An 18,540-nucleotide genomic window follows, 5' to 3' on the forward strand; every position below is an offset into this window, starting at 1 on the left:
GTCAAAGCATCCGCATAGCAAACCGATGCGGATGCTTTGCACAAGCGAGTACTAAGCGGGATTATCGATATCGATAAACCGATGCTCCACACCATACTCACTTGCCAACCACTCACCCAGCGCCTGAACACCAAAACGCTCTGTAGCATGGTGGCCAGCAGCGATGTAATGAATCCCCATCTCTCTAGCCAGGTGCGTCGTGCGCTCTGATATTTCCCCAGACACGAAAACTTGCGCGCCTGCATCGTAAGCCGCCGTAATCATATCTTGAGCACCTCCGGTGCACCATGCAACCCGCTCCACAGAGCCAACCAAAGGCGACTCAACCACCAAAGGCTCTCGATGGAGCACTGCAGCCAATTGACCACCCAACTCTGCAACGCTTAGCGGCTCAGCCAATCGCCCGGACCATAACAGCCCTTCGCCAAGCTCACCATCAATGCACCCCTCGACCTTCCACCCCAGACGCTTGGCCAGCTCGGCATTATTGCCAAACGCGGCATGCGCATCTAATGGTAAATGGTAAGCCAGCAAGCTCATTTCGTTATCCAAGAGCGTTTTAATTCGCTTCTGTTTCATGCCGGTAATGGCCACCGGTTCGTTTTTCCAGAAATAACCATGGTGCACCAACACCATGTCCGCTCGCCAAGCGACTGCCTCCTCTAATAACGCCTGACATGCCGTCACGCCCGACACCACGCGCGCTACTGTGTCACGCCCCTCTACTTGAAGGCCGTTAACGGTAAAATCTTTGAATTGCGATGACCGCAATTGATGGTCGCATGCAGCTACTAGTTGGTCACGATGGATCACACTGACTCCTTAACCGATTAACAAGCTATCGTGAGGAACATCTCAATAAAGTGTTACGATGGGACTATTGTAAATATCGCTTCGCGTTATCGCGAACCTCGCGACCATTTAGACTATCACCCGCTGAGGAAATTTCGCATGCACCGCTCTGTGCTGCCCTATATATGGCCAATTATCACCGGGCTATTGCTCGCCGCCTTGGTGCTACTTGCTTTCCCAGAGTATTTGCCTAATCCTTTTCGGCAAACGCCACCCGCAACGGTCGAGCCTCCTCCTTCGCTAGTACCCACTAGCGGAGAGTCAGCAGCAAATCGACCTGCCCCTGAGATTCGCCAAGCAGAACCGCTCAACCGCAATCAAGGGCCTGCAAGTTACTCCAATGCCGTTAATCAAGCGGCGCCAGCCGTCGTCAACATCTATTCATCACGTATTGTTGAACGCGACCAGCATCCGCTGATGTCTGATCCTTTTTTCCAGCAGTTCTTCAGCGGCGACGATGCAACCACTCACCAGCGAATGCTGTCGAGCCTTGGTTCAGGCGTTATCGTCAGCCATGACGGCTACGTGCTAACCAATCACCATGTCATTAATGGCGCCGATCAAATACAGGTGGCACTCCGCGATGGCCGGGAAACACTGGCTGAGGTAATTGGCACTGATCCAGAAAGCGACCTTGCAGTTTTACGCATTGCCCTTGATGACTTGCCGGTAATTGAGCTTGCTGACTCAGAGCAGGTGGCGGTGGGCGATGTAGCACTCGCTATTGGCAATCCCTTCGGCGTTGGACAAACCGTTACCATGGGCATTATCAGCGCGACGGGGCGCAGCCACTTAGGTTTAAATGCTTATGAAGACTTCATTCAAACAGACGCAGCGATAAATCCAGGCAATTCAGGGGGGGCGCTAGTCAACCCTGACGGCGCTTTAGTGGGTATTAATACGGCCATTTTCTCACGATCGGGAGGATCACAAGGAATTGGGTTTGCGATTCCAGCCAACCTTGCCCATAGCATCTTGAATGAACTGGTTACCCGCGGTCGCGTTATACGCGGCTGGCTAGGCATAGAAGCACAAGCCCTCTCCCGCGAGCTGGCCGCATCATTTGGATTAAGAACCCCTCAAGGCGTGATTGTGGCTGGCGTTGTGAAGGACGGGCCAGCCGCTAAAGCAGGCTTACAGCCCGGCGATGTTTTGCTGTCTATTGACGGTCAAGTGATTTTAGATGCTCGGGTAACAATGAGCGCGATTGCCTCCATTCCCCCCGGCACAAAACTACCGCTGACGATCGTACGAAGCGGTGAACGCATGGATATGACACTGGAGGTCGGTGAACGGCCGGTACCCATTAATGCTACGTCAGGCGAGCATCAGAGCGACTCGTAAGTCGCTCTGATGGCTATCGACGCTTGTTTAGACGGCGCTTTTTCAAGCGGCGTTTTTTCAAACAAGACTCAATCTTTAATACGATACTCCGCCGAACGCGCATGGGCCGTCAGCGACTCACCCCGGGCAAGCACAGAGGCTATTTTACCAAGCTCAGACGCACCGTCAGGCGAGCAGTGAATAATGGAGGAGCGCTTTTGGAAATCATAAACCCCCAGCGGCGATGAAAAACGAGCGGTTCCAGACGTGGGCAGCACATGGTTCGGCCCTGCACAATAATCACCCAGAGCTTCCGACGTATGCCGCCCCATAAAGATTGCTCCAGCGTGACGCACGTCATCGAGCCAGTCGCCAGGCGTCTCAACAGAAAGCTCCAGATGCTCCGGTGCGATACGATTGATCAACTCAATGGCTTCCGCCTGATCTTGGCAGAGAATCAATGCACCACGACGTTGCAGTGAAGCACGGGCAATATCTTCCCGCTCAAGCGTCGGCAATAATCGCTCAATTGAAGCCTCAACGGCATCCAGGTGATCAGCCTTCCAACTAACAAAAATCGCTTGGGCATCCTCATCGTGTTCAGCCTGAGAGAATAAGTCCATTGCCAACCAATCCGGGTCTGTTTGGCCGTCAGACACCACCATGATTTCAGAGGGGCCGGCAATCATATCAATACCAACTTGACCAAATACCGCGCGTTTAGCAGTCGCTACGTAGATATTTCCAGGCCCTACGATTTTGTCTACCCGCGGAATGCTTTCCGTACCATAGGCAAGCGCCGCGATTGCCTGGGCGCCGCCAATCGTGAACACATAGTCGACGCCCGCCAAATGCGCAGCTGCCAGCACAAGATCATTCAGCACACCGTCCGGAGTCGGCACAACCATCACAATCTCACGCACACCAGCCACATGGGCAGGGATAGCATTCATTAACACCGATGAAGGATAAGCGGCTTTACCACCCGGCACATAAATACCTGCGCGGTCCAGCGGGGTGACCTTTTGGCCAAGCACTGTTCCATCAGCCTCTTCGTATTGCCACGAGCTTGGCTTTTGGCGCTCATGATAACGCTTAATACGCTCAGCGGCGGCCGACAGCGCATTACGCTGCTCAGTAGGCAGGCCGTCAAAGGCCTTTTTCAGTTGCTCAGGAGATAGGCATAGCTGCTCCATACTCTCGACAGATAGGCGATCAAAGCGATTGGTCGCCTCAACCACCGCGCTGTCACCTCGCCGCTTAACATCTGCCAATATCTCTTCAACACGAGCCTGCACTGCCTTATCAGACACCCCTTCCCAATCCAGCAGCGCGTCTAAATGCTGATGGAATGCCCCATCAACAGTCGAGAGACGGGCAATGGTGGCTGTGGACTTATCGCTCATGGTAAACCTCGTGTCATTCAATAGGCTGAGTCTGGCGCTTTTTAACCGCACTTTCCAGGCGGGCTAATAGTGGCTTGATACGGTCATGCTTCATGGTCATAGCTGCTTTATTAACCACTAAGCGGGTACTGATGTGGGCAATAAGTTCACGAGGCTCCATGCCATTGGCGCGTAGCGTATTGCCGGTATCCACGATATCAACAATTTCATCGGCCAAATTCATCAGAGGAGCAAGCTCCATCGCCCCATAGAGCTTGATCACTTCGGCTTGAATACCCTGCTCTGCGTAGTAACGCCTCGCCACGTTTACAAACTTAGTAGCTACACGACGACGCGCTTCAGCAGGCAACTGACCTGTCACACCAGCCGTCATCAGCTTGCAACGAGCGATATCCAGGTCTAGGGGTTCGTATAGCCCTTCAGCACCATGCTCAAGCAGAACATCTTTACCCGCAATACCCACATCCGCGGCACCCAGCTGTACATAGGTCGGCACATCGGTTGCCCGTATAATTACTAATTTCACATCTGGCAAATTAGTATCAAACAACAGCTTACGACTTTTACCCAAATCTTCTACTGGGGTAATTCCCGCATCCGCCAACAGCGGCAGCGTCTCTTCCAGAATACGCCCTTTTGAAAGGGCTAAAATAAGTTGCTTACTCATTGTTTAGGCCAATGGTTAATAACATGGCTTAGCCAGGAATACGGCGAATGCGCGCACCCAGCAGCTGTAGTTTTTCCTCAATGCACTCATAACCACGATCGATGTGATAAATACGATCTACAAGCGTTTCGCCTTCAGCCATCATTGCCGCGATTACCAGTGATGCTGACGCACGAAGGTCGGTAGCCATTACCGGCGCACCCGAAAGCTTTTCTACGCCTTCAATCAGTGCCGTATTTCCTTCAAGGGCAATATTCGCCCCCATCCGGTTTAGCTCTTGCACGTGCATAAAACGGTTTTCAAAGATGGTTTCCACCACCCGGGAATTCCCCTCAGCGACAGCATTCATCGCCACAAACTGGGCCTGCATATCGGTAGGGAATGCAGGATAAGGTGCCGTGCGAATATTCACCGCTTTTGGGCGCTTACCGTGCATATCCAAAGCGATCCAATCATCGCCACTGGTAATCTCAGCGCCCGCTTCTTCAAGCTTCGCAAGCACTGCTTCTAAAATATCGGCACGGGTGCGCTTCACTTTCACGCGGCCGCCTGTCATGGCAGCAGCCACCAGGAAAGTACCCGTTTCAATGCGATCTGGCATGACATCGTGCTCGCAGCCGTGCAGCGTCGCAACGCCCTCAATCACGATAGTGTCAGTACCATGCCCGCGAATATCAGCCCCCATCTTGATCAAACACTCGGCGAGATCGACAATTTCCGGCTCGCGCGCAGCATTTTCAAGAATAGTGGTGCCCTCTGCGAGCGTGGCCGCCATCAGCAGATTTTCAGTACCCGTTACCGTCACTGTATCAAAGAAGATAGTCGCCCCTTTCAAGCGACCATCAACTCGAGCACGAATGTAACCCGCTTCTACGCGGATCTCTGCGCCCATCGCCTCAAGACCACGGATATGCAAGTCCACAGGACGCGAACCAATGGCACACCCTCCTGGCAGAGAAACATCTGCCTTACCGAAATGTGCTAGCAACGGACCTAACACTAGAATGGAGGCGCGCATCTTCTTGACTAGCTCGTAGGGGGCATGACACTGCGTTACCTGAGAGCCGTCAAGCTGAATACTGAGTTTCTCTCCCATCACCGGCTCAACGCCCATGCGCCCTAGCAACTCTAGCGTCGTAGTGATGTCCTGCAAATGAGGCAAATTACCAATAATGACCGGGCCATCTGCCAAAAGGCTGGCACACAAAATTGGCAACGCCGCATTTTTAGCGCCACTCACCCACACTTCGCCATCTACCGACCCATTGCCGGTAATGATTAATTTGTCCATAGAGAAGCCGCTACTATGCGTTCTCCGGTGCAGTTTGCCACTGCGCCGGAGTAAACGTTTTAATACTAATGGCGTGCAGAGCGCCGGATGCAATTTCATCACTTAGCGCCGCATAAACCAGCTGCTGACGCTTTACGGCAGAAAGACCTTCAAAAGCTTCGCCAACCGCGATCACCTGAAAATTGCAGCCTTCACCCTGAATATGAAAATCACATCCATCGATGCGGGACTCAAGCAGTGCTTTTACCTCATGGGGTTGCATAGGACAGGGAACTCCTTTGGGTCATTGAAATAGGTAGGGACGTTGAATTAGTGAGGAATAAAGAAACATGATAAAGAAAAGCGGCACGCTTGGCGATGCCAGACGAGCACTCACGCTTCAGCGTTGGGCGAACCTATTAGCGCATCAAGCTCAGCGAGCGACGTTAAACGCTCCAGCGGAGTAGACAAGGCAATCGACGTAACGACAATGCCTAGCGAGTGACAGGCCCGCAGCCATTCAAACAGCACGCTAATCGCCGCACTACTCGCCTTCGTAACCCCTGAAAAATCGAGAACGACATCAGCTAACCGAGAACTTTCAAGCCATTTAACGCCTGCAGCGGCCAGTTCGGCCGCTGCATTGACATTGAGATCACCCTGAACCACCAACGCGCAAGGCTGCGCAATCAGCGAAACATGGGGCATAGATAACAGCGTCGTCACGCGTTGCCCCCTTGCTCTAGCTCGTCGACACCAATTTCGGGTGACCAGCTACGAATAACGGCATCGTAGTCTCGATTATTTTCGCGCATCGACTGATCAAACTGATTGCGGAAGGTCAGTCCTAAATTGATGCCATTAACAATGACATTGACTACTTTCCACTCACCATTTGAAAGTCGCAGGCTATAGCTAACCGGGTAAACCTGACCATTAGTAGCCACCACTTCCATATCAACACTGGCTTGATCTTCATAGCGCTGACCGCGCTGGTCGGTTAACACTCTCAACTCATCATAATCAAAGGTTACGAGACCACGCGTGTAGGTGTCGATCAGGGTTTGACGAAAGACATCGGCGAAGCGGCTACGCTGTTCTGGCGTTGCATTGCGAAAGTAGCTGCCCATCACGCTAGCGCCAATATAGCGAAAATCCGCCACATCATTCAGGCTATCGTTGACTAACGCTTTAAGCTCATCAAGATTATTGGCGTAATAATCCTCTCTACCCTTAATCTGCTCCATGAAGCCATTAACGTTGTCACGAACCAACGCTTCTGGTGATTGCGACTGGGCCTGAGCAGCAAAAGGCAGCAGAAAAACCGCTAGCAACAACAAAAAGAGCCAACGACGGACCAACATTACGCTATTTTCTTTCATCAAAGTCACCTCATAACAACTGACAGCACTCACGGTGCCTAGTTAGTAACCATATTGGATACAAATTGCTGGATAAGTTCTTCGAGCACTAAGGCAGACTGGGTATCTCGAATAACACCCCCCTCTTCCAGTACGTCAGGAGCGCCGCCAACACTCAAGCCAATATACTGCTCACCGAGCAGCCCAGCCGTCAAAATAGCGGCGGTAGTATCTTGCGAAAGCTGGCCTTTAAGGTCGCTATCGAGGCTTAGCACCACCCGCGCATCATACCACTCGGTATCAAGTTCAATGCTCTCTACCCGCCCTACAGTGACACCGGCCATAGTGACCCGCGCACGTGGCTTCAGACTACCAATATTGGAAAAGCTAGCCTCAAGACGAAACGTGTCAGAAGATGTTGAAAACGTCATGCCACTTACGCGCAAGCCTAAAAAAATAAGCCCCAGAATGCCCGCAAGCATAAACAGGCCAACGCCAAACTCCATGGTTTTACTGCGCTTCATGTTATTGCTCCACCCATTAAAGGCCGCCAAACATCACGGCGGTCAATACAAAATCCAGCCCCAAAACAGCAAGCGATGAATACACCACCGTGCGTGTTGTCGCACGTGAAATACCTTCAGAGGTAGGCACCAAGTCATACCCTTGGAACACCGCAATCCAGGTAACGACCACTGCAAACACAAGGCTCTTGATGATTCCATTACCAATATCATCAATAAACGAAACGCTAGCCTGCATATTGCTCCAGTAAGAACCTTCAAATACTCCCAGCCATTCCACACCAACCAGATAGCCCCCCCAAATCCCCACCACGCTAAAGCCAACGGTCAGAATGGGAAGCGCAATAAAACCTGCCCACAGCCGTGGAGCCACAACCCGACGCAGTGGATCAACGCCAATCATTTCCATACTTGTTAACTGCTCAGTCGCCTTCATAAGGCCAATTTCCGCCGTTAACGCAGAGCCCGCGCGCCCGGCAAACAATAACGCAGCGACCACCGGCGCCAGCTCTCGGAGAAGTGAAAGAGCAACCATCTGACCGAGCGCCTGCTCTGCCCCAAAATCAACCAAAATGGTGAACCCCTGCAGCGCAAGCACCATGCCTATAAACAGCCCTGACACCAGCACAATAGCCAGAGACAGCACACCGACAAAGTGTACTTGGCGTAGCCACAGCGACCACCCTTCCCGAGAAGGCAGCCCTACTGCTGACTGGGCAAGAAAAACACCTGCACGCCCTAGCGACTCTATGGCATCACAGCCTTTTTGCCCCAGCCGAGCAACATGCGAAATAGCATGCTTAATGTTTGATTGCATTTAACGCACCTTCCCTGCAGAGGCTTGGCCTAGAATATCGCGATAAAGTGTCTCAGCGGGATAGTGAAACGGCACCGGCCCGTCTGGCTCACCATGGATAAACTGGCTCACCCGGGGATCTTGGTTTGTATCTAAGGTGCTTGGCGTGCCAGAGGCGACTACCTGCCCATCAGAAATAAGGTATAGATAATCCGCAATGCTGAGAGTCTCTTTGATATCGTGCGAAACGATCACTGACGTAAGCGACAGCGCCTGATTCAGCCGTTTAATTAGCTGTACAAGCACTCCCATAGAAATGGGGTCTTGTCCGACAAAAGGCTCATCATAAAGGATTAACTCTGGGTCAAGCGCTACCGCCCGAGCCAGCGCCACACGCCTGGCCATCCCCCCCGAAAGCTCAGCAGGCGACAAGTGCCTAGCCCCGCGCAAACCCACTGCCTGCAGCTTAAGAAGCACTAGATCGCGTATCATCGGATCAGGCAAGTCAGTATGCACCCGAAGCGGAAACGCTACGTTTTCAAATACATCAAGGTCCGAAAACAGGGCACCGCTCTGAAACAACATACCCATGCGCTTACGCAACGTAAACAGGGCCTTGCGCGACAAGCGATGGACATCTTGACCGTCGATTAGCACTCGCCCTCGGTCAGGCGTTAATTGCCCACCAATGAGCTTTAAAAGTGTCGTCTTGCCGGTACCGCTTGGCCCCATGATGGCCGTTACCTGGCCACGCGAAATCGTCATATTGATTCCACGAAAAATATCATGATCACCCCGCGAGAAGTACAAATCTTCAATTTCGATGAAGGGAGCATCGGTCATGGGCTGGCTGGCCTTGATGGTCGTCTTGCCGCAACAGCATTAATGTATGCTGGCTACGCATGAGTTAGTTAAAAACAAATAATTCAAAAAAACGGCTAGTTTAAAAGCACAGGCAGTTTAAAAAACACTGTTTTCGAAATATTATCGAACATCGTAACTGAACGCTACTCACAGTAACAGATACGCTCACTGCTACTGCAGTAAGGAGTAGGGTACGCGCCTTACCTACAAACCGCGCCAAGATGTTATTCTTAGCGACCTACTTTTGACCGCTTATGAAAAGAGATGTCCTCATGCGCCAGCCACTATCGACACCTAGCCCACTGCGTGAAAGTGCGCTGCGCACACTGCAAATTGAGCAGGCCGCTATCGGTGGGCTTCAGGCAAAGCTTGATGAGAGCTTTGACCACGCCTGTGAACTTATCCTTGCCTGCCAGGGCCGCGTAGTAGTGACCGGCATGGGTAAGTCCGGGCATATTGCGGGCAAGCTGGCTGCAACATTGGCAAGCACCGGCACACCTGCTTTTTTTGTACACCCCGGTGAAGCCAGCCATGGCGATCTCGGCATGATCACCCGCGCAGATGTTGTGCTGGCCCTCTCGAACTCTGGCGAAACCGCAGAGGTCACCGCCCTGCTTCCGCTATTGAAACGCTTAGGAACCCCGCTTGTCAGCATGACGGGGCGCCCAGGATCCACATTAGCTAAGCACGCCGATGCTCACCTTAACAGCGGTGTTGAGCGCGAAGCCTGCCCTCTCGACTTAGCGCCGACTAGCTCAACCACAGCGGCTCTCGCCTTGGGTGATGCCTTAGCCGTGGCATTATTAGAAGCGCGCGGCTTCACCGCGGAAGATTTTGCCCTTTCACACCCGGGTGGAAGCCTCGGCAAACGCCTGCTTTTGCGTGTCAAGGATTTAATGCACAACGGCTCGCGCCTCCCCCAAGTAGCATTAGGTAGCCCGCTACGGGACGCCCTGTTGGAAATCACTCGCCAAGGATTGGGCTTTACCTGCGTCGTCGATAGCGAAGGACGCCTTGCTGGCGTTTATACCGACGGTGACTTACGCCGAACGCTGGATCAGTTTCATGACCTACGTGACGTCCTCGTTGATGATGTTATGACACGCCCTGGAAAACGTATCGGCCCCGAGGTGTTAGCGGCTGAAGCGGTACGCATCATGGAAGACAGTCGAATCACCGCACTGGCGGTCGTGGATGATCAACAGCGCCCCATTGGCGCCCTGCATATGCATGACTTACTTGCCAGCGGTGTCATTTAATCGCTCTTTTTCAACATTAATAATACGGAGGCTTCATGGCCTTACCTGACGCTCTACAAGACCGCATTCGCCGTGTAAAATTGCTTGCCATTGACGTTGACGGCGTACTTACCGATGGCCGCCTCTATTTCCAAGCCGACGGTATCGAAATCAAAGCATTCCATACTCAAGATGGCCACGGCCTCAAACTTTTGAAGCGCGTCGGAATCCATGTTGCCTTAATTACTGGGCGTGACTCTCCGATGGTTAGTCAACGCGCTGCGTCGCTGGGCATTACCCATGTTTATCAAGGATGTGAAGATAAACTCACTACGTTACGCGCGCTTTGCCAACGCCTAGATATCACGCTTGAGCAGGTTGCTTATTGTGGTGACGATCTACCAGACCTTGCTCCTATTAAACGCTCTGGCGTAGGCATTACCGTGCCTAATGCTCCTGATTACATGCATACCCATGCCGACTGGATCACCGACCGGCTTGGTGGCCACGGTGCCGTACGTGAAATCTGCGACACCTTATTGATGTCTCAAGGCCATTGGGATGCTGTTTTAGATACGTACCTACACGGCCAATCGTAATGCGCTTTTGGGCTAAAAAACGCGTTTGGATAACCACCATGGTATTTGCCCTAGGTGGTGTGCTGGCGTGGCTAGACCCGCGCGGCCCTCAAGACCAATTAATCGATCCTGAGGCTCGCGCTCAAGAGCCCGGCCATGTACTGGAAAATGCAGAAATCACTCTGTTTGGTGACACCGGTGCCATCCAACAGTCGCTGGCGACGCCACGCTTAGTCCATACCCCTCAAACAGCGATGACAGAGGTTACCTCTCCCAGGGCGACACTGTTCGATAGAGAGGAGCGTCAATGGCTAGCGACGGCCCAGAGCGGCACTCTAAATACTGACACGCAAGCACTCACGCTAGCTGGCTCAGCCCAATTACTTGCACCTGATGAGGGCTGGCAGTTGAATACAGAGTTATTACATTACAATGGCATCACCCGCCATGCTTGGAGCGATGCCGAAACCATACTTCAGCAGCCGCCTCAACGCATTAGCGCTTCACGTATGGATGTATGGCTGGATGATAGCCAGATCCGCTTAACCAATAACGTGCGCGGCGTTCACCCGCCTGCCACTCGTTCTCAGTAGGAGTCGCGATGAACGCTCTTATTCGCACGGCACTCTTCGTCATTACACTACCTATTTCTGCGGCAGCGCTACCGGTCATGGCACAAAGCCAAGCCCCTGTAGAAGTAGAGGCTGATCGTTTAGATCTAGATCAACGCGCAGGCACTGCAGTCTATTCGGGCAACGTCGATATTCGTCAGGGCAATATGCAGCTACGCGGAGATCGCGTTGAGATTCAGCGCAACGATGCTGGCGAGCTATCGCGCGCCGTTGCAACCGGTGGACGAGCCTATATACGCAACCAGCTCGAAGACCAAGCCAGCCCAATGGAAGGCTGGGCAAAGCGCATCATTTATCATGTTGCCGAGCGTCGGGTAGAGCTAATCGACCAAGCGGAGCTGACCCAGCAAGCTGACCGCTTCGAAGGTGGGCGCTTAGAGTATTTTATCGACCAAGGTGTAGTTCAGGCGCGTTCTGATGTTAGCGGCAGTGAACCACAACGTATCCGCATGACTCTTCAGCCGGAACAATAGGAGTGACCAGTGGCGACAAAACATGCAGGGTCTGCACCTCACACAGCCTTAGAATCAGCATCAGAAACAGCGCCGATAAAAACACTTTATGCCCACCACTTAGCCAAAAGCTATAAACGCCGCCGTGTAGTTAAGGATATTAACCTAGAGATATCTCAAGGCAGCGTGGTAGGACTGCTAGGCCCCAATGGCGCGGGCAAAACGACATCCTTCTATATGATTGTCGGTTTGGTAAAGTCTGATGCTGGAAAGGTAGGCATCGACGGGCTTGATTTGACCCACGCCCCCATGCACGAACGTGCACTGGCAGGTATTGGGTACTTGCCCCAGGAAGCCTCTATTTTTCGCAAACTGACCGTCGCCGATAACATAATGGCAATTCTGGAGACTCGCAAAGAACTCGATCGCAGCGCTCGGGAGCAGCGCCTTGAGTCGCTACTGGAAGATTTTCACATCACTCACATTCGTGACAACTTCGGCATGAGTCTTTCAGGCGGAGAGCGTAGACGTGTTGAAATTGCACGCTCCCTCGCGACAGAGCCTGCCTTTATTCTGCTTGATGAGCCGTTTGCCGGCGTTGATCCGATCTCAGTAGGCGATATTAAAACGATCATTCGAGCACTCAAAAAACGCCATATCGGCGTACTGATCACCGACCATAACGTCAGAGAAACACTAGATATTTGCGATATTGCCTACATTGTAGGTGACGGCCATATCATCGCCAGCGGCCCCCCTCAGGAAATTCTCAACAACCAACGGGTAAGAGACGTTTATTTGGGGGCTGATTTCCGCCTGTAAACAGCCACCTGCAGAAAAAATAGTATGGGTGGCATACTTATTGCACTTGCACCAAGCCATAACTCGCACTAGGGTGGAGCTTTCTGATTAACGAGTGGTTCTCAGATGGTCATGAAAGCTTCTCTTCAATTGCGTATCGGTACACAGCTGACCATGACACCTCAGCTGCAGCAGGCCATAGCCCTGTTACAGCTATCAACGCTGGACCTCCGTCAAGAAATTCAGCAAGCGCTTGATGCCAACCCCATGCTTGAGCAGGAAGACGAGTTCGGCGAGCAGGCCGTTAGCGAGCCCCAGGAAGCTGAGTGGTCCGAAAGCATTCCTAACGAGCTCTCTACTGACAGTGACTGGTCAGACACTTATCAAGACCTGGGTAGCCATGGTGCCAGTGGCGAGGGGCCAGACTTTGAGCGTCAAGCCGCTGGTCAAAGTTTACATGGCCACTTACTTTGGCAACTCGCCATGACAGATTTTTCACCACGCGACCATGCCATTGCTGAAAGCCTCATCGATGCACTGGATGCCAACGGCTACCTCACACAGCCGCTCAATGACATTCGCGAAGGACTTAAAGCCCAAGGGCATGAAGGCCTTAGCCAGCGTGAAGTTGAAACAACCCTGCTGCGTCTTCAACAGTTTGAACCCACCGGTGTATTTGCTCGCGACCTGCGAGAATGCTTAATGCTGCAGCTCGCCTCACTCCCCGAAGATACACCGCTGTTGATGCCTGCCAAGCGGCTAGTGCGTCAATTTCTTGAAGCGCTCGGTAAAGATGATGCGCGCCTGCTAAAGCGACGGTTAAGTCTGGATGATGAGCAGCTTGATGACGTCATTCGTTTGATCCGCAGCCTTGATCCCCGCCCTGGGAGTGCCTTTGGCGACACAGATGACAGCTACGTAACGCCAGATTTAGTCGTCCGCCATGACCACGAAGGATGGCACCTGGAGCTAAACCCAGAGGCGCTGCCGCGCTTGCGCATTCAACCTGACTACGCAAGCCTCATCAAACGGGCTGACAAGAGTCAAGATAACCAATTTTTAAAAGAGCATCTTCAGGAAGCTCGCTGGCTCATCAAGAGCCTTTCAAGCCGAAATGATACGCTGCTGCGGGTGGGTCGAGAAATCATCGCTCGCCAGATAGGCTTTCTGGAACACGGTGAAGAAGCCATGAAACCGCTGATCTTAGCCGATATCGCAGATGCCGTGGAAATGCATGAATCTACTATTTCCAGGGTCACCACCCAGAAATATATTCATACTCCGCGTGGCGTGTTCGAGCTCAAATACTTCTTCTCAAGCCAAGTAAGTGGCCAGGATGGCGGCGACAATCACTCCAGCACTGCCATCCGAGCGCGAATCAAAAAACTGGTACAAGATGAGCCGCCCGGAAAACCCCTCTCAGACAGCCGCCTCGTGGCGCTATTGGAAGAGGGTGGCATTCAAGTAGCAAGGCGAACGGTGGCCAAATATCGTGAATCAATGGGTATTCCCTCTTCAAGCGAGCGCCGCCGTTTACGCTAATAAAACAGTGCTAACGAGACAAAGTCCGTCTAGGGGCTTTGCAATAGCGCAAAAAGGGTTACAATCGAAGAACAGTCCGATGGATAAGGAGCACGTCAATGCAAGTAAATATCACTGGTCATCACGTAGATCTGACTGACGCCTTGCGTGACTATGTAAATGAGAAGCTGGAACGCGTTGAGCGCCATTATGACAACATCACCACCGTACAAGTAACCTTATCTGTTGAGAAGGAGCGTCAACAGGCTGCCTGCACCCTGCATGCTGCCGGAGCCGATCTACACGCAGAAGCATTAGACAATGATATGTACGCTGCAATTGATGCACTAGCGGACAAAATTGACCGTCAACTCGTTAAACACAAGGAAAAAGCACAAGCTCGCGCCCAAGGCGCCGGCGTGCGTTAACTCAATGACGTTGGAAACCATTCTTCCCCCGGAGCGCGTGCTGTATGACGTCCCCGGGGGTAGCAAAAAAAGGGTGCTGGAATTTTTCAGCACCTTTATTGCGCAAAATACGCCAAGCCTAGATAGCCAAGAAGTCTTCAGCCGCCTGATAGGTCGTGAGCGCTTGGGCAGCACTGGAATAGGCAACGGCGTTGCTATTCCTCACGCTCGTAGCCCTCACTGTAGCTCACCTATTGCTGGTTTCTTAAAGCTAGCTGAGCCCGTAGACTTCGATGCTATTGATGGCGACCCCGTCGACCTTGTTTTCGTACTTTTAGTACCCGAAGAAGCGGACGACACGCACTTAGCCTTACTAGGGCAAGTGGCGTCCATTATGAACAGCGTTGACACACGTCAGCAGCTTCGTAGAGCGGCTAGCCAACGTGAGCTATTGGACCTTATAACAGCAAAAATTCGTGAACAACCTGTTAGCTAAACGGTCCACCGTTAGACACTGCCTACAAGTTCAACATTTACCTTCATTTTTATTGGCATGCCAAGAGACACTCTATGCAACTGGTGATCATTAGCGGCCGTTCTGGGTCCGGTAAATCTATCGCCTTACAAGCGTTAGAAGATCTTGGCTATTGTGCCATCGATAACCTGCCGGCCATGCTACTCAGCTCTCTGGTGGATGAGCTTCGTGAGCAAGGGGCACGTCCCCAACTAGCGGTAAGCATTGATGCGCGCAATTTGCCTGCTGCACTAAAGCAGCTGCCAAAAATGCTCGAATCTTTGCGTCAGAAAAGCATTCACTTTCAGGTTATCTATCTAACCACCGATGCCCGAATTCTGCTTGAGCGATATTCAGCTACGCGTCGTCGCCACCCCCTGACGCGTGACAGTGACATGACGCTCGAAGAGGCCATCAATAAAGAAGAAGAAACCCTGCTAGACATCCGTGATCTTGCTGACCTGATGATCGACACATCACGTCTGTCGGTTCATGACCTGCGTCGCCGGATAACGGATCAGGTTGCTCAACAGCGTGAAGATAGATTAACGCTGACACTAGAGTCATTTGGCTATAAGCGTGGCGTCCCACTTGATGCTGATCTCGTCTTTGACGTGCGCTGCTTACCAAACCCGTACTGGGATCCTACACTGCGCCAATACACTGGCCGTGACGCCAATATCATCCACTTTCTGAAGGGATATCCCGTCGTTGAAGAAATGCGCAATGATATCCAGACATGGTTGGAAAAGTGGCTACCCGCTTACCAAAATAGCCAACGCAGCTATATGACGATTGCTATTGGCTGTACCGGTGGGCAGCACCGCTCTGTCTTTATGGTGGAACAACTAGCGCAAATGCTGGTGAAACAAGCGGGAGAGGTTCAACTCCGTCATCGTGAGCTAGGCCTGCAGTACACGCTCAGTGAACAGCAGCCTTCCACATCCCCGCCTTCAACAAACGCGCAATAAGCAACGCCTTTTTCTTCACGACCCCACTCGGCAAAAAGGAACCAGAGTGCCAGAAAGAATCTTAACGCTCACTAATCAGCGCGGCCTTCATGCTCGCGCAGCGACAAAACTCGTCAAGTGTGGCCAACAGTTTTCGGCCAAGATTCACGTTTACAAGCAACAGCAAATGGCAGATGCGGCCAACATTATGTCGTTGTTAATGCTGGCCGCTCCTTGTGGCACTGAACTTAGAATCCAAGCGGAAGGCGACGACGCCGAACAAGCACTAGAGGCGATTGAAGCTCTGTTCGACGCGCGTTTTGACGAAGAGCACTAACATCAGTGAAGAGTACTAACATCAGTAAAACAGCGTCAGCCAACGTGTTAGCTGAGCCGTTAGGCAAGTTGTTAGTTACCAGCGACGGTCATTGCATCAATTAGCCAACTACCCGTGTGAATACTGCCACGGGTATCGGTATCATCACCGACTGCAACTAAGCCAGCAAACATGCTATTCAAATTACTGGCAATAGTGAACTCCTCGATGGGATGCTGTATTTCGCCATTGTCTACCCAGAAGCCTGCAGCGCCTCGTGAATAGTCCCCAGTCACGCCGTTAACCCCCTGCCCCATTAGTTCAGTCACCCAAATGCCACGCCCCATCTGCTTCAGCAAATCATCTCGCGGCGTCAGCGGCGCCAACAGACGTAAATTGCGCGCCCCACCGGCATTCCCTGTCGATTGCATGCCCAAGCGCCGCGCACTGTAAGCAGACAGCATATAGCTGGCGACACTACCCTGATCAATAAAGCGATTATTACGAGTCTGAACGCCTTCAGCATCAAACGGCGAGCTAGCCGTGGCTCCAATCTCCATAGGCCGTTCTTCCAAGCCAAACCAGCTCGGGAATAGCGGGCTACCTAAACGATCACATAAGAAAGAGGATTCGCGATAAAGCGCCCCACCTGCCAACGCTCCCATTAAGTGACCTACCAGGCCGCTGGAAAGCGACGGGTCAAACAGCACCGGGAAGGTGCCTGTTGGCGGCCGCTGAGCGCCTAACCGACGTAGCGTGCGTGACGCCGCTTCGCGGCCAACCTCCGCAGGATCACGAAGCATGGCGGGATTACGAGCCGAAGTATAATCGTAATCGCGTTGCATACCCTTCTCATCCTGTGCAATCAGCATGCAGGAAAGCGAATGGCTGCTGCCTTTCTGGGTGCCGAGGAAACCGTGGCTGTTAGCATAAACTCGCACTCCCTCACCACTGGATAGCGAAGCACCTTCCGACTGATGAATACCCGCTACGTCACGCCCCGCTTGCTCACATGCCAGCGCCAATTCGATTGCTTCGTCAGTCGTCAACGCCCATGGATAATGTACTTTAAGGTCAGGCAGGTCAGTTGCCATTAGCGATGCATCTGCCAACCCTGCGGCAGGATCCTCACCCGTATAACGGGCAATTGCCAGGGCTTTCTCTACCGTGGCTTTAATTGACGCACTGCTGGCATCAGTAGATGAGGCACTGCCCTTGCGCTGCCCAACATATAGCGTAACGGCAATCCCTTGATCACGTGAAAGCTCGACGGTTTCAACTTCACCAAGACGCACGCTTATCCCAAGGCCTTGATCTACACTAGCGCCGACCTCGGCAGCATCTGCGCCTAATTTTTTTGCCAGCGCAAGCGCCTCTTCAGCACGCTGTGTTAACAGCACCTGCTGGGCCGCTGCATCAAATGCTTGTGCCATTTTGGCCTCCTTTTCGCCTGAATCGCATTGGCGGATCAATGTTGTGGTCGCAGCCTGATATAATGCTGCAAACGAAACTAATTAGTGAGTTCTAGTATGCCTAAGCAACGTCCCGAGCCCTTCGATATTGATGAACAAGAAGAGCGCCCCAGTAAATCGCAGCTCAAGCGGGAAATGCATGCTCTCCAGGCGCTTGGCGAAACGCTTATCGCGATGAAACCTGCCGAACGCGCAAAATTTCCGCTCTCTGACGACATGTTACGCGCCATAGAAGAAACCTCGCGCATCCGCTCCCATGAAGGCCGCCGGCGCCATATGCAATATGTGGGCAAGCTTATTCGCAAAGAAGACCTTACTGCCATACAGGGTGTCTTCGACGCTATCGAGCAAGAAAAAGAGCAGCGCGATCATGCCTTTCACCGACTAGAAAAATGGCGCGATCGGTTAATCGAAGAAGGTGACAGTGCTGTTGATCTATTTATGGCGGAATACCCTAACGCTGATCGTCAGGCAATACGACAACTGGTACGCAATGCACGCAAAGAGCGTGAGCAAAGTAAACCACCAACCAGCTCGCGTAAGCTGTTCAAACACTTACGCGATACGCTGGCACTCTAACCCTTGCATGCCTCAAT

23 protein-coding genes are annotated in these 18,540 nt (G+C 52.4%); 12 read left to right on the forward strand and 11 right to left on the reverse strand.

The genetic code is table 11. The features are described from left to right. Positions 1-51: 51 nt before the first annotated feature. Positions 52-813, reverse strand: coding sequence for a Nif3-like dinuclear metal center hexameric protein (locus IR195_RS12615; protein ID WP_206047720.1), 762 nt, complete (start codon positions 811-813; stop codon positions 52-54). Positions 814-951: 138 nt separating this feature from the next. Here IR195_RS12615 and IR195_RS12620 point away from each other — a divergent pair, with 138 nt between their 5' ends. Beyond that, positions 952-2,196 carry a Do family serine endopeptidase gene (locus IR195_RS12620; protein WP_125749127.1) on the forward strand — a complete coding sequence of 415 codons (1,245 nt, stop codon included), beginning with the start codon at positions 952-954 and terminating at the stop codon, positions 2,194-2,196. Positions 2,197-2,264: 68 nt separating this feature from the next. Here the strand turns inward: IR195_RS12620 and hisD are convergent, their stop codons facing one another. The 9 genes from hisD to IR195_RS12665 form a co-directional block, all read right to left on the reverse strand. Then, the gene (gene hisD, locus IR195_RS12625; protein ID WP_206047721.1) at positions 2,265-3,581 is read right to left on the reverse strand and encodes a histidinol dehydrogenase; all 1,317 of its coding nucleotides are present in this window, start codon (positions 3,579-3,581) and stop codon (positions 2,265-2,267) included. A gap of 13 nt (positions 3,582-3,594) precedes the next feature. Then, positions 3,595-4,248: an ATP phosphoribosyltransferase gene (gene hisG / locus IR195_RS12630; RefSeq protein ID WP_125749134.1), complete on the reverse strand. Its 654-nt coding sequence runs from the start codon at positions 4,246-4,248 to the stop codon at positions 3,595-3,597. A 28-nt stretch (positions 4,249-4,276) separates the two neighbouring features. Next, on the reverse strand, positions 4,277-5,539 hold the full coding sequence (gene murA / locus IR195_RS12635; RefSeq protein ID WP_125749137.1) for a UDP-N-acetylglucosamine 1-carboxyvinyltransferase: 1,263 nt from the start codon (positions 5,537-5,539) through the stop codon (positions 4,277-4,279). 13 nt (positions 5,540-5,552) lie between these two features. Further along, positions 5,553-5,801: a BolA family protein gene (locus tag IR195_RS12640; protein ID WP_125749140.1), complete on the reverse strand. Its 249-nt coding sequence runs from the start codon at positions 5,799-5,801 to the stop codon at positions 5,553-5,555. 110 nt (positions 5,802-5,911) lie between these two features. Beyond that, positions 5,912-6,244 carry an STAS domain-containing protein gene (locus IR195_RS12645; protein WP_125749143.1) on the reverse strand — a complete coding sequence of 111 codons (333 nt, stop codon included), beginning with the start codon at positions 6,242-6,244 and terminating at the stop codon, positions 5,912-5,914. After that, a complete protein-coding gene (locus IR195_RS12650) occupies positions 6,241-6,900 on the reverse strand; it encodes an MlaC/ttg2D family ABC transporter substrate-binding protein (RefSeq protein ID WP_125749146.1) in 660 nt (219 codons plus the stop codon). The genes IR195_RS12645 and IR195_RS12650 overlap by 4 nt, the downstream gene beginning before the upstream one ends. 38 nt (positions 6,901-6,938) lie before the next feature. Next, entirely contained in the window at positions 6,939-7,403 is a 465-nt protein-coding gene (mlaD, locus tag IR195_RS12655) for an outer membrane lipid asymmetry maintenance protein MlaD (protein WP_206047722.1), read from the reverse strand. Positions 7,404-7,419: 16 nt separating this feature from the next. Continuing rightward, the gene (gene mlaE, locus IR195_RS12660; protein WP_125749151.1) at positions 7,420-8,220 is read right to left on the reverse strand and encodes a lipid asymmetry maintenance ABC transporter permease subunit MlaE; all 801 of its coding nucleotides are present in this window, start codon (positions 8,218-8,220) and stop codon (positions 7,420-7,422) included. Next, on the reverse strand, positions 8,221-9,042 hold the full coding sequence (locus IR195_RS12665; protein ID WP_125749154.1) for an ABC transporter ATP-binding protein: 822 nt from the start codon (positions 9,040-9,042) through the stop codon (positions 8,221-8,223). It lies immediately after the preceding gene. Between the two features lie 293 nt (positions 9,043-9,335). Between IR195_RS12665 and IR195_RS12670 the strand changes: the two genes are divergently transcribed. The 10 genes from IR195_RS12670 to IR195_RS12715 all read left to right on the forward strand — a co-directional run bounded on the left by IR195_RS12670 (position 9,336) and on the right by IR195_RS12715 (position 16,493). Further along, entirely contained in the window at positions 9,336-10,322 is a 987-nt protein-coding gene (locus IR195_RS12670) for a KpsF/GutQ family sugar-phosphate isomerase (protein ID WP_125749159.1), read from the forward strand. A 35-nt stretch (positions 10,323-10,357) separates the two neighbouring features. Continuing rightward, a complete protein-coding gene (locus IR195_RS12675) occupies positions 10,358-10,900 on the forward strand; it encodes a KdsC family phosphatase (RefSeq protein WP_038485504.1) in 543 nt (180 codons plus the stop codon). Further along, positions 10,900-11,472, forward strand: a complete 573-nt coding sequence (lptC, locus tag IR195_RS12680) for an LPS export ABC transporter periplasmic protein LptC (RefSeq protein ID WP_186808816.1) — start codon at positions 10,900-10,902, stop codon at positions 11,470-11,472. Before IR195_RS12675 ends, lptC begins: the two co-directional genes overlap by 1 nt. Positions 11,473-11,480: 8 nt before the next feature. Then, positions 11,481-11,984, forward strand: a complete 504-nt coding sequence (gene lptA, locus IR195_RS12685; protein ID WP_125749162.1) for a lipopolysaccharide transport periplasmic protein LptA — start codon at positions 11,481-11,483, stop codon at positions 11,982-11,984. A gap of 75 nt (positions 11,985-12,059) precedes the next feature. Further along, positions 12,060-12,785 (forward strand): LPS export ABC transporter ATP-binding protein, encoded by a 726-nt coding sequence (lptB, locus tag IR195_RS12690; protein ID WP_125753647.1) that lies wholly within the window; start codon positions 12,060-12,062, stop codon positions 12,783-12,785. A gap of 105 nt (positions 12,786-12,890) precedes the next feature. Next, the gene (locus tag IR195_RS12695) at positions 12,891-14,306 is read left to right on the forward strand and encodes an RNA polymerase factor sigma-54 (protein ID WP_206047723.1); all 1,416 of its coding nucleotides are present in this window, start codon (positions 12,891-12,893) and stop codon (positions 14,304-14,306) included. Positions 14,307-14,404: 98 nt separating this feature from the next. Next, positions 14,405-14,713, forward strand: a complete 309-nt coding sequence (gene hpf / locus IR195_RS12700; RefSeq protein WP_009721972.1) for a ribosome hibernation-promoting factor, HPF/YfiA family — start codon at positions 14,405-14,407, stop codon at positions 14,711-14,713. A gap of 4 nt (positions 14,714-14,717) precedes the next feature. Then, a complete protein-coding gene (gene ptsN / locus IR195_RS12705; RefSeq protein WP_089037697.1) occupies positions 14,718-15,188 on the forward strand; it encodes a PTS IIA-like nitrogen regulatory protein PtsN in 471 nt (156 codons plus the stop codon). Positions 15,189-15,262: 74 nt separating this feature from the next. Further along, entirely contained in the window at positions 15,263-16,177 is a 915-nt protein-coding gene (gene rapZ / locus IR195_RS12710) for an RNase adapter RapZ (RefSeq protein WP_125749168.1), read from the forward strand. Between the two features lie 46 nt (positions 16,178-16,223). Further along, the gene (locus IR195_RS12715) at positions 16,224-16,493 is read left to right on the forward strand and encodes an HPr family phosphocarrier protein (protein WP_125749171.1); all 270 of its coding nucleotides are present in this window, start codon (positions 16,224-16,226) and stop codon (positions 16,491-16,493) included. A gap of 71 nt (positions 16,494-16,564) precedes the next feature. On the opposite strand, the gene pmbA is transcribed toward IR195_RS12715, so the two are convergent. Next, the gene (gene pmbA / locus IR195_RS12720) at positions 16,565-17,905 is read right to left on the reverse strand and encodes a metalloprotease PmbA (protein ID WP_206047724.1); all 1,341 of its coding nucleotides are present in this window, start codon (positions 17,903-17,905) and stop codon (positions 16,565-16,567) included. Positions 17,906-18,001: 96 nt separating this feature from the next. On the opposite strand from pmbA, the gene yjgA reads away from it, so the two are divergent. Then, positions 18,002-18,523: a ribosome biogenesis factor YjgA gene (gene yjgA / locus IR195_RS12725; protein ID WP_146943319.1), complete on the forward strand. Its 522-nt coding sequence runs from the start codon at positions 18,002-18,004 to the stop codon at positions 18,521-18,523. Positions 18,524-18,540 lie beyond the last annotated feature (17 nt).

The organism is Vreelandella venusta (genome assembly GCF_015689495.1).
Taxonomy (GTDB): Bacteria; Pseudomonadota; Gammaproteobacteria; order Pseudomonadales; family Halomonadaceae; genus Vreelandella; species Vreelandella venusta.